General features: G+C 73.0%; 4 protein-coding genes. All 4 read right to left on the bottom strand.

What is annotated here, in order from left to right:
• On the bottom strand, positions 1-3917 hold a 3917-nt coding region (locus tag BKD26_RS05105), incomplete at its 3' end, for a beta-ketoacyl synthase N-terminal-like domain-containing protein (protein WP_143662609.1).
• A gap of 34 nt (positions 3918-3951) precedes the next feature.
• A complete protein-coding gene (locus BKD26_RS41070; RefSeq protein ID WP_084896172.1) occupies positions 3952-6150 on the bottom strand; it encodes an FkbO/Hyg5 family chorismatase in 2199 nt (732 codons plus the stop codon).
• A 71-nt stretch (positions 6151-6221) separates the two neighbouring features.
• Positions 6222-11699: a type I polyketide synthase gene (locus tag BKD26_RS05095; protein ID WP_084896170.1), complete on the bottom strand. Its 5478-nt coding sequence runs from the start codon at positions 11697-11699 to the stop codon at positions 6222-6224.
• Between the two features lie 206 nt (positions 11700-11905).
• Entirely contained in the window at positions 11906-12232 is a 327-nt protein-coding gene (locus BKD26_RS05090) for a helix-turn-helix transcriptional regulator (protein WP_206603674.1), read from the bottom strand.
• Between the last annotated feature and the right edge of the window lie 16 nt (positions 12233-12248).

Raw genomic sequence — 12248 nt, 5'->3', positions numbered from 1 at the left:
AACCCATTCGACGCACCATCGGAGTTGATCGCGCTGCCGCGCACCACGGCCATGATCCGGCGGCCGTTGCGGACCGCGTCCGAGAGCCGCTCCAGCAGGACCATGCCGGCGCCCTCGGACCAGCCGGTGCCGTTGGCGCCCGCGGCAAAGGCGCGGCAGCGGCCGTCGGGGGACAGTGCCCGCTGGCGGGAGAAGTCGATGAACACCTGCGGCGAGGCCATGACCGCCACGCCGCCGGCCAGGGCGAGGTCGCACTCGCCCTGCCGCAGCGCCTGCGCCGCCAGGTGCAGCGCGACCAGCGACGACGAGCACGCCGTGTCCACGGTCACGGCGGGGCCCTCCAGCCCTAGGGTGTAGGACACCCGGCCGGAGGCGACGCTGCCGGCCGCCGCGGTGCCGAGGTAGCCCTCCAGTTCCTCGGGGACGCCGTCGTACCGCTCCGCGTAGTCGTGGTGCATGAGACCGGCCCAGACTCCGGTGCGGCTGCCGCGAAGCGAGACCGGGTCGATCCCGGCCCGCTCGAACGCCTCCCACGACACCTCCAGCAGCAACCGCTGCTGCGGGTCCATCACGAGAGCCTCGCCCGGGGCGATGCCGAAGAAGCCGGGGTCGAAGTCGCCGACGTCGTGCAGGAAACCGCCGTGGCGGGTGTAGCACGTGCCCGGTGCGTCGGGGTCCGTGTCGAACAGCGCGGAGAGGTCCCAGCCGCGGTTCTCGGGGAACTCGCCGATGCCCTCACGGCCTTCGGCGACCAGGCTCCACAGGTCTTCCGGGGAGGCGACGCCGCCCGGGTAGCGACAGCTCATCGCCACGATCGCGATCGGCTCGTCGTCGGCCGGCCGGGGGCGGCGCGGTGCGGGGGCAGCGGCGCCGCCGGGCGTACCGGTCAGCTCGGCGGCGAGGTGACGGGCCAGAGCCTGGGGGGTGGGGTGGTCGAAGACCACGGCGGCGGACAGGGCCAGACCGGTGGTCTCGACGAGCCGGTTGCGCAACCGGACCGCTGTCAGGGACGTCAGGCCGAGTTCCTTGAAGGCGCGGTCGGCGGCGATGGCCGTGGGGGCGTTGTCGCCGAGGACGGCGACGACCGCGGCCAGTACGCGTTCCACGAGGTCCGCCAGGCGTTCGGCGTCCGTCAGCGGTTCCAGGTGGCGGACGAGTCCGGCGCGTACGGAAGGCTCGGGCGCCGCCCACTCGTCCGCGGTGTCGGCCGCGCGCGCGGGCAGGTGCAGGGCCGGCGCGGGCTGGGCCGGGCCGGGGGCCAGGAGGCAGGCGTCGGGGCCGGTCAGGGCGGTGTCGAAGAGCGTCAGACCGTCACGGACAGCGATCGCCCCTTCGTCGCCGTCGGCCCAGGCGGCCGTGGCGAGCAGGGTACCGGCGCCGCCGCGGGCACGGTGGGCGCGTACGAGGGCGGCTGCCGAAGCGGTGGACGCGGCGGCCTCCTCCCCGTCGGCGCCGAGGGCTGCGGTCAAGGGGGTGACCACCACGAGGGCGGGCAGAGCGGCACCGCCGGCGGCCTCGTACAGGGCTCGCGGATCGTGCGGCTGGTCCCGGTCCGGGCCGTCGGCCGTGGCCGCGGCGTGCACGAGTACGGTGGCCGGACCGTCCAGGTCGGCCACCGGGTCAGCGGTGGTGCGTACGTCGGCGCCGAGAGCGGTCAGTTCGGCGGTGAGCGCGGCGAGACCGTCGGTGTCCGGGTCGGTGAGCAGCAGGCGGCGCACGCCGTAGCCGGTGACCAGCTGCGCGGCGACGGCAGCGCCCACGGTTCCCCGCGCGCCGGTCACGACGGCGACGCCGTCGGGGTCGAGCCGGGGCGCGGAGGCGTGGGGTGCGGCGGCCGGAGCGAGCCGCGGGACGAGGGCGTCGCCGGCGCGGAGGGCGATTCGCGGCTCCCCCGACTCCACGAGCCGGCGCAGGGCGTCACGGGTGATGGTGCCCTCGTCGAGGTCGACGAGGACGAGCCGTCCGGGGTGCGCGGTCTGGAGGGACCTCAGCCGGGCCCACGGCTCACCGGTCGCCGGGCCCGTGTGGAAGGCCGCGTCCACGGCGCCCTTGGTCACGACCACGAGCCGGGCCGGTACCGGACGGCGCTCAGCCGTGTCCTCGGCCAGCACCGCGTCCGGTGCGGAGCCCTCCTCCTGTGCGAGGCGATAGGCCAGGCGGTCCGTCAGGTCGGCGAGGCCGGTGAGGTCGCCCACTGCGCGCACGGCGGTCCCGTCGCCCCGGGTGTCCTCGCCGTGGACCTCCCAGGCGGAGGCGTCGGTGCGCCCGCTGTCCGGCAGCGGCACCCAGTCCACGCGGAAGAGGCGGTCGACGGTGCCCGTTCCGGTGGCGAGAAGCCTGCGCGGCTGGTCGAGCTGGGCGTCACGGACGATCTTGCCGGAAGGGGTCCGCAGCACCCGGGCGACGGTGTGGATCTCCTCGGGAACCTTGTAGTACGAGAGCCGGGCCCGGCACTCGACGAACAGGCGGGACGGGTCGATGCCCTCCGGGCCCGGTACGACCAGGGCCACCGGCACCTGTCCGAGGACGTCGTGGGGCGCTCCGACGACAGCGGCGTCGAGGACGCCGGGGATCTGACGCAGCACCTCCTCGACCTCACCCGGGTGGATGTTCTGACCGCCGCGGATGATCAGTTCCTTGATGCGGCCGGTGACGGTCAGGAAACCGTCCGCGTCGCGCCGGGCCAGGTCGCCCGTGCGGTGCCAGCCGTCGGCGGGAGGCGTGGCGGTTCCGGTGGCGCCGTCGTAGTAACCGAGCATGACGTTCGGTCCCTTGACCCATACCTCGCCCTCCTCCCCGGTGGGGACGTCCTCGCCCGTGTGCGGGTCGACGAGCCGGACCTCCAGGCCCGGCAGGGGGCGCCCGCAGGAGCCGTGCACCCGTGGGCCGTCGGCGACGTTGGAGGTGATGGGGCCGCAGGTCTCGGTGGTGCCGTAGCTGTCGAGCAGGGCGACGCCGAACTGTTCCCGAACGGAGGCGCGCAGGGGTTCCGAGGCGACGGAGCCGGCGGTGAGGCAGACGCGCAGCGTGGTGGGCGCGGTAGTGCCGCGCTCCCGGGCCGCCTCCACCAGTTGGTGGTACATGGCCGGGACGGCGGCGAGGAAGGTGAAGTCGCGGGAGGTGAGCAGTTCGAGTGCCTCACCCGCCGAGAAGGCGGTCATGATGTGGGCGGTCGCGCCGACGGCGGTGACGCCGAGCACGCCGAGGTGGTGGCCGAGGCAGTGCGACAGGGGCAGCGGCCACAGCACATGATCGTCGCCGGAGAAGCCGAGCATCGGCGCATAGCAGGCGGCGATGGTCCACAGGGAATTGCGCGTGGTGGACAGCACGCCCTTGGGGCGGCCGGTCGTACCCGACGTGTACAGCATGAAGGCCGGGTCGTCGAGCCCGAGGTCGTCCCGGGCGGGCTGCGTGGGCTCGGTGGTGGCCAGGACGTTGAACGAGACGGCACCCGGGGGGGCGTCGGCGGGCAGGGTGTCACCGGTGACGACGACGATCAGACCGGGGTGGCGGGGCAGCAGGGTGCGCACGTCGTCGAGACGGGCGGGGTCGGTGACCAGGAGGCGTACGCCGCCGTCCGACAGGACGTAGTCGAGCTCCTCGCCGCTGGTGCGGGGATTGACGGGGATGCCGATCCCTGAGGCCCTGGCGATGGCGTGGTAGCTCTCCACCATGTCGACGCCGTTGTCGAGGTGGATGGCGGCACGGTCGCCGCGGTCCAGGCCGAGCGCACGGAAGTGGCCGGCCAGCCGCCCGGTGCGGCGTTCCAGCTCGGCGTAGCCCACGCTGCGCCGGGCGTCGGAGAAGGCGGTCTTACCGCCGAGCCGCTCGGCTTGGTCCCGCAGCAGTTCGTGCAACGGCCGGATCAGATCGCTGCGCAGCACTTCAGCACTTCCCTCGGTGTCGTTCTCGGTCATTCAGGTGGTTCGGGTGCCCGTCGGGCAGCTGGCCTCAGGCCGGTCGGAAGACGCGGTCGATGAGGTGGGCGGCCTGCTCGGCGTTGAGCCGGGGGTCGCACAGCGTCGTGTAGTGGCGATCGACGTCGTCCGCGCCGAGGACCGGTCCGCCGATGCACTCGGTGACGTCCTCGGCGGCGGTCTCCAGGTGGAGCCCGCCCGGGTGCTGTCCGTGGGCGCGGACGATGTCGCGGAAACGGACGGCCTCGTCGACGAGGTGGTCGAGGTAGCGCACCTTGGTGCCTGAGGGCAGCTTGACGGTGTTGCCGTGCATGGGGTCGCAGAGCCAGACCACGAGGTGGCCGGCGTCGCGGACGGCGCGGACCACCGGGGGGAGGAGGGTGCCGACGGCGTCGCGGCCCATGCGGACGATGAGGGTGAGCCGTCCGGGTTCCCGGTGCGGGTCGAGCGCCCGGCACAGGGCCAGCACGCTGTCGGGTGTGGAGCGGGGACCGATCTTGCAGGCGACGGGGTTGATCACCTGGCCGAGCAGGGCGACATGGGCCTGCCCGGGGTCGCCGGTGCGCTCGCCCACCCACGGGTAGTGGGTGGAACCGAGGAACTGGTCGCCGGTCGCCTCGTCGAGGCGTACCAGGGCGCCGATGTAGTCCAAGACGAGTGCGTCGTGGCTGGACCAGGGGCCGGGGTGGACGCTGCGCAGGGCCGTGGCGTCCCGGTGGCTGCGCAGGGCCTGCTGGACCTCGTCGCTGAAGTGGTAGGCCCACAGCATGCGGACGGGGTCGTGCCGCCTGGCCTCGGCGGAGTTGCCCTCGGCGTTGACCATGTGCCCGCGGAAGACGGGGAGTTCGACGCCGTCGACCACTTCGAACGGCGTCGAGCGGGGCTTGGCGTACTGTCCGCCAATGCGGCCGATCCTGACGACGCCGCGCCCGGTGTGGTCGCCGAGCCGTTCGGCCAGTGCGTCCAGGGTCTCAATCTTCGCCCGGGTGTGGTGCGGAGTGCTTTCGTAGAAGCTCTCCGCGCAGTCGCCGATCTGGAGGACGTGGGCCTCGCCGGCGGCGACCTCCGCGAGCCGGTCGCGCAGTTGGCGGACCTCGCCGGGCAGTACGACGGGCGGGGCGGCCACGAGAGTGGCCTTTACCCGCTCGTAGGCGGGGTGGTCGCGCCACTCCGGCTGCTGGGCGGCGGGCAGGTGCTCCCACTCGGGCACCCGCCGGAGGCCCGACACGTGATCGCGGACAACGATGCCCTCCAGCTCGACGAGCAGGTCCGCGCGGCAGATGTCGGCGTTGAGGAACACCATGTCGGCGACCGGCGAGAGGGCTTCGCGGCAGATCCGCTCGACGCGGGCGATGTCCGCCTGATGGCGCACGTAGACCTTGACGGCACGCAGGTCGTCGAGGGTACAGCCCGGACCGATGCCATGCACGGAGAGGTTCCTGCCGCCGATGACGTGGGCGATGTTGTCCAGTGCCAGCCGGCACTGCGCCTCCACGTCGCCGGGGTGCATGGTGCGGTGGCCGAGGATGCCGGCGGTGCCGGAGACGTAGAACTGCTCGCCGCCGCCGTCCTGCGCGAGGTAGGTGGCGCGGGCGAAGTTCGGGGCCTTGGGGCCGTACCGGCTCGGGTAGTGGTACGGCGGCACCTGGCGCGGGTTGTCGATGTTGACCTGCTTGCCGGCGCGGCAGGCGAGGAAGTACAGGACGATGCCGCCGGCGTGCGCGCCGATGACCGTCGCGGCGGGCATGTCGTCGGTCATTCCGTACCGTTCGAGGGCGCGGGCCCGGCCGACGCAGAACTCCCGGTACACCTCCAGCCCCGCGGCGTTCTCCTCGTTGACGCGGCTGATGTAGTGCCAGATGCGGTAGAGCCGGCTGTAACCGAGCGAGCGGGTCAGCTCGACCGCTTCGGTGTAGGCGGCCTCGGTGGCGTCGACGTAGTCGTCGCTCTCCGGTATGCGGGCGGTGCCGAACAGGAACTCGCCGTCCACAGCGTAGGACAGCGAACCCGACCGGCCGGCCTCGACGGGCCGGCGGGAGGTCCACACCTCGGCGAACCCGTCCTCCACGGACCGGGTCATCTGGATGCCGACCACCGGGTGTCCCGCGTCCGTGGTGGGAGACGACGGTTCGTGTGTGAAGTCGACCCTGCCGAGGACGTGCCGGCCCGGCGCCACCCGATCGACCGCCTTCAGACTCTGGAAGGTGACCGTCGGTGCGTACGTGCTAGTCATTGCCTAATCCCCCGTAGCCTCGTGCCGGGCTGGCTACAGTCCCGGTCTTGGGAACATTGCTCGTATGCCGGTCATGAGCCGCTGCGACCGAGCGCCAGCCGCACCAGTTCCTCGGCGGCCATGTTCTTGATGGCGTGTTCCGCGGCCTCGGCGGCCTCGGAGGTGCGCCGGCCCGCCGGGGCCGTCCCCCGGGAGTGCCGGACCTCGGCTGCGCCGTCCTGAGAGGCGGTAGCGGGCATGATGCGCCCGGCCAGCCAGTCCGCCACGGCCTGTGGTGTCGGATAGTCGAAGATCAGTGTCGAGGGCAGGCGCAGCCCGCTGACCGCGTCGAGCCGGTTGCGCAGCTCGATGCCGGTGAGCGAGTCCAGCCCGAGGTCGAGGAATCCCCGGTCCACGGCGACGGTCGCCGGGGTGGAGTGCCCCAGTACGGCGGCGACGTGTTCGCGTACGACGGCGAGGACTTCGCGGCCCCGGTCCTGCTCCGGCAGGTCGGCCAGCCGGGCGCGGAGCGCGGCCGACTGGTCGGACCGCTCGGCGGCTCTGACCCTGGGGAGCCGGACGAGGCCGCGCAGCAGCGGCGGTACCTGTTCGGCGCGGGAGAACATCCGGCGCAGCGCCCTGACGTCGAGGCGGGCGGGGACGAGGGCCGCCGGCTCCTTGGTGCCGGTGGCCAGGTCGAAGAGGGCGAGGCCCTCGTCGGTCGTCAGCGCGGTGAGCCCGACACGGGCGGCGCGGGCGCGGTCGGCCTCGGCGAGCCGGTCGACCATGCCCCCGTCGGCCTCCCAGGCTCCCCAGGCCAGGGACTGGCCGGGCAGCCCGAGGGCCTGGCGGTGGGCGGCCAGGGCGTCGAGGAAGGCGTTCGCGGCGGCGTAGTTGGCCTGTCCGGCGCCGCCCAGGGTGCCGGACAGCGACGAGAACAGCGAGAAGAGCCGCAGGTCCATGCCGAGGGTCAGCTCGTGCAGGTGCCAGGCAGCGTCGGCCTTGGGCCGCAGGACGTCGTGGACGTGGCGCTCGGTGAGGGTTTCGAGCATGCCGTCGGCGAGGACACCGGCCGCGTGGACGACTCCGGTGAGCGGCTTGTCGGCCGGTACGGCGTCGAGGACGGCGGCCAGGGCGACGCGGTCGGACACGTCGCAGGCGGCTATCTCCACCTCGGCCCCGAGGTCCCGCAGTTTCCGGGCGAGTTCGGCGGCGCCCTCGGTGGCGGGGCCGCGCCGGCTCAGGAGCAGGAGCCTGCGTGCGCCGTGCCGGACGACCAGGTGCTCGGCCAGGGCGGCGCCGAGGGCACCGAGGGCGCCGGTGACCAGGACCGTGCCGGACGGGTCGAGTGCCGGGGACGCCGGTGTCCCGGTGGGGGCGGGGCGGGCGAGGCGAGGCACGAGCGGCTCACCGTCGCGGAGCGCGGCCTGGGGTTCCTCCAGGGCGATGACGCCGGGCAGGGAGCGGGCCGATGCCTCGGTGTCGTCGATGTCGACGAGGACGACGCGGTCGGGGTGTTCCGTCTGGGCGGTCCGCAGCATGCCCCACACGGCGGCACCGGTGAGGTCGGTGGGTGCGTCGCCCACCGCTCCGCGGGTGACCACCACGAGCCGTGCGGCCGCGAGCCGTGCGTCGCCCAGCCACTCCTTCAGGACGCTGAGGGTGTCGAGAGCGGCGTGCCGTACAGCTGCGGGCAGGTCGGTGGGGTCGTCGCCCGGGCCGGAGAGGGTGAGCATCACCAGTGCGGGCGGGGTGGCGCCGGCGTCGAGCGACTGGCGCAGGGCGGCGAGGTCGGCGTACCAGGAACCGTCACCCCACTGGGCCCGCAGCGCTCCGGTGAGGCGTACGTCGTCGGCGCCGAGCGCCGCCCAGGAGCCCTCCGGGCGGGCGGAGCCGTCGCGGGGCAGCGGCAGGTCGGCGGGGACCCACTGGACCTGGAAAAGGGCGTCGTCCGTCGTGTCGGGTGCGACCAGTTGGTCGGGCGACACGTCGCGCAGCCGGATCGTGTCGACGGACACCACTGGGAGGCCCGCGTGGTCCACGGCGGTCAGCGACAGCGTCTCCTCGTCGGCGGCCTCGATCCTGACCCTCAGGGCGACGGCGCCGCGGGCGTGGACGGCCACGTCCTTCCAGGCGTACGGCAGCCGCGTCTCGCCGTCCACCTCGTCGTAGCCGACGAGGGCGAGGGACTGCAGGGCGGCGTCCCAGAGAGCCGGGTGGAGGACGAAGCCGCCGGTCTCGTCGTGCCTGGCCTCGGGCAGGGACACCTCGGCGAACACCTCGGCGCCCCGCTGCCAGACCGCGCGGACCCCCTGGAACGCCGGCCCGTAGTCGTAGCCGCGCGCGGCGAGCCGTTCGTAGACGCCGTCGATGTCGACGGCGGTGGCGTCCTGCGGCGGCCAGGTACCCGCGAGTTCTGCGGTGTCGGGGGCGGTGCCCGGCTCGGGGGTGACCGTCCCGGACGCGTGCAGCTCCCAGGGGTCGTCGTGGACGGCGTCCTCGGGGCGGGAGTGGAGGGTGAGGGCGCGGGCACCCTCGTCGTCCGGTGCGGACAGGGCGACGCGCAGGTGGACGGCCGTGTCACCGGGCACGATCAGCGGGGCGTGCAGCGTGACGTCCCGGACGGCGGGGCAGCCCGCGGCTTCGCCGGCGCGTGCCGCGAGTTCCACGAGTCCGGTGCCGGGCAGCAGGGCTGTGCCCCACATGGCGTGGTCGGTGAGCCAGGGGTGGGTCTCGGCGGAGATCCTGCCGGTGAGCAACACCTCTTCGGAGCCGGGGAGTTCGGCGGCGGCGCGGAGGAACGGGTGGCCGACGGCGGTGAGGCCCAGTCCGGTCGCGTCGACGGTGTCCTGGTCCGGAGCGGTCCAGTAGCGGGTGCCCTGGAAGGCGTACGTGGGCAGTTCCAGCCGGGGATCGGGGTGGCCGGCGAAGACGGCGTCCCAGTCGACGGTGACGCCGTCGGTGTGCAGGCGAGCCAGGGCGGCCAGCACGGTGTCGGCTTCGGCGCGGCCGCGCCGCAGGAGGGCGGCGAACACCTCGCCGCCGGTGTCGCCTTCCTCGGCGAGGGTGTCCTGGGCCGCCGGGGTGAGCGCGGTGTCCGGGCCGATCTCCAGGAACCGGGTCGCTCCCCGGGCCCGCAGGGTGCGTACGCCGTCGGCGAAGCGCACGGTGTCGCGGACGTGGGTGATCCAGTACTCGGGGGAGCGCGCCTCGTCGGCGGTGAGGAGTTCGCCGCTGACGTTCGACACCACGGGCAGGCGGGGCGCGTGGGACGTGACGGAGGAGAGGACGGCGGAGAAGGCCTCCAGCATGGGTTCCATCAGCGACGAGTGGAAGGCGTGCGAGGTGCGCAGGGGCCTGGTCCGTACGCCCTCGGCGCGACAGGCGGCGGCGACCTTGTCCACGAGTGCCTCTTCGCCGGACACAACCACGGCGGAGGGGCCGTTGACGGCGGCGATGCTCACCTCGGCGCCGAGGGACGCCATGAGGTCGCGCACCCACTGCTCGGGCGCGGCCACGGCGACCATGGTGCCGCCGTCGGGCAGGGCGTCCATCAGGCGTCCTCGTTCGGCGACCACCTTCGCCGCGTCGGGCAGGGACCAGACTCCGGCGATGTGGGCGGCGGTCAGTTCACCGATCGAGTGGCCGGCGAGGAGGGTGGGACGCACCCCCCAGCTCTCGGTCAGCCGGTAAAGGGCGACCTCGAGGGCGAACGTCGCGGCCTGGGTGTACGCGGTGCGGTCGAGCAGCAGTGCGTCGGCGGTGTCGGGGCGGGCGAACAGCACGCTCTTCAGGGGCCGTTCCAGGTGGGGGGCGAACGTGTCACACACCTCGTCGAGGGCCTGGGCGAAGACGGGGTACGTCCCGTACAGCTCGTGGCCCATGCGGGCCCGCTGGGCCCCCTGGCCGGTGAACAGCACCGCGAGGCCGCCGTGCCGGCGGGCCCGCGCGCAGACTACGTGGGCGGCGCTCTCGCCGGCGGAGAGGGCGTCGAGTCCGCGCAGCAGGTCGGCCCGGTCGGTGCCGAGGACGGCCGCGCGCACCGGCATGGACGTGCGACGGGTCGCGAGTGCCATGGCGACGTCGGCGGGGTAGGCGTCCTCGTTGCGGTCGGCCCAGGCACGCAGCCGGGCGGCCTGGGCGCGCAGGGCCTCCTCGGTGCGGGCGGACAGGATCCAGGGGGCGGCGCCCGTGAGGGCGGGGGGCCGCATGGAGTCGGGTGCCTCGGGGGCGGGGGCATGTTCGAGGATGACGTGGGCATTGGTGCCGCTCAGGCCGAAGGACGAGACGGCCGCGCGGCGGGGCCGGCCGGTCTCGGGCCACGGCACCGGGCCGGCGGTCACCAGCCGGACATCACCAGCGGTCCAGTCAATGTGCGGCGAGGGCTCGTCGGCGTGGAGGGTGGGCGGGACGACCCCGTGGCGCATGCCCTGCACGATCTTGATGATGCCGGCCACGCCCGCGGCGGCCTGTGTGTGGCCGATGTTGGACTTGACGGAGCCGAGCAGCAGCGGTCGGTCGGCGGGCCGGTCAGCCCCGTAGGTGGCGAGGAGCGCCTGGGCCTCGATGGGGTCACCGAGGCGGGTGCCGGTGCCGTGGCCCTCGACGACGTCGATGTCGGCGGGGCCCAGGCCGGCCCGGTCGAGGGCGTCCCGGATGACCCTCTGCTGGGAGGGGCCGTTGGGGGCCGTGATGCCGTTGGACCTGCCGTCCTGGTTGACGGCCGAGCCACGGATCACGGCGAGCACGGGGTGGCCGAGGCGGAGGGCGTCGGAGAGCCGCTCGACGAGCAGCACTCCGACGCCCTCCGCGAAGCCGGTGCCGTCGGCTCCCGCGCCGTAGGACTTGCACCGGCCGTCCGGGGACAGTCCGCGCTGGCGGCTGAAGTAGACGAAGGTGTCGGGCGTCGTCATGACCGTGGCCCCGCCGACGAGGGCGAGCGAGCAGTCGTCGTCGGCGAGGGCCTGGCAGGCCACGTGCAGGGCGACCAAGGAGGAGGAGCATGCCGTGTCGACCACGACCGCCGGGCCCTCCAGTCCGAACGCGTAGGCCACCCGGCCGGCGGCCATGCTGGCGGTGTCGGTGGACGGTCCGGACGACATGATGCCGCTGAAGACCCCGACACGGCCGCCACGCAGGGAATCCGGCCTGATGCCGGCGCGTTCGACGGCTTCGGCGGAGCACTCCAGCAGCAGCCGGTGCTGGGGGTCCATGGCCAGCGCCTCGCGGGGGCTGATGTCGAAGAAGCCGGCGTCGAAGGAGGCGGCGTCCTCGAGGAACCCGCCATTTCGAACGTAACTCTTACCGGCGGTATCAGGGTCGGGATCGTATATCCCCGAGATGTCCCAGCCCCGGTCGCGGGGAAACTCGGTGACCGTGTCGCGGGCTTCGGTGACCAGTCTCCACAGGCCGTCCGGAGAAGACACGCCACCGGGATAACGGCATGCCATGCCGACGATTGCCACAGGCTCTGGAATCCGGTTTTGAGCAGCGTGCAAACGTTGCCGAAGATCCTGTATTTCCGCAGTCGCGCGCCTCAGATAATCGACATACTTCCGCTCGTCGGCCATTCTCTCCCCCGTTGCTCAGACACATCCCAGCCAGCGCATTCCGGCACACCGCACGGAACGCCGAACAGATCACCCGGGCAGCCTGGGACGCGTGGCGGCGGGTGAGGAAATAGAAGGTGAATTGAAAAAGTTTTTACCCGAAGCGGAATGAATGCCTCACCGGCCACAGGGCGCGGCCGGTGAGGCAAGGGACGACCACCGGCGGATCAAGCGGAACGTTTCTGTCCGATCAGCTCGTCCAGCTGCAGCCGAGCGGAGCAGGACGGGCACTGAGCGACGGAACGCCCCCTCGCCGCCTGCCGGAAGTGCTCCAGCGAGTCCCCTTCGATGCACAGCGCATCGGCCAGCAGCGCAATGGACCGCCGCTGCGGCGTGGTGGTACGGCCCCGCTCCAGATCGGAAATCGTACGAATGCTCAGACCAGAGCTGTAGGACAACTCTTCCTGCGTCATACCGGCCTGTTCACGGAGCAAACGCAACAGTGAGGCGAGTTCTTCCGCAGGACGGTCATGCACGACAATGCGAGATATCACGCAGTTCTCCCCGTGA

This window comes from Streptomyces sp. CB03238 (assembly GCF_002099185.1).
GTDB lineage: Bacteria > Actinomycetota > Actinomycetes > Streptomycetales > Streptomycetaceae > Streptomyces.
This window is presented reverse-complemented; position numbering and strand designations above follow the sequence as displayed.

Excerpts from the sequence above, each read along its gene's own strand:
- BKD26_RS41070 (WP_084896172.1), bottom strand. The coding sequence starts at position 6,150 with ATGACTAGCACGTACGCACCGACGGTCACCTTCCAGAGTCTGAAGGCG.
- BKD26_RS05095 (WP_084896170.1), bottom strand. The coding sequence starts at position 11,699 with ATGGCCGACGAGCGGAAGTATGTCGATTATCTGAGGCGCGCGACTGCG.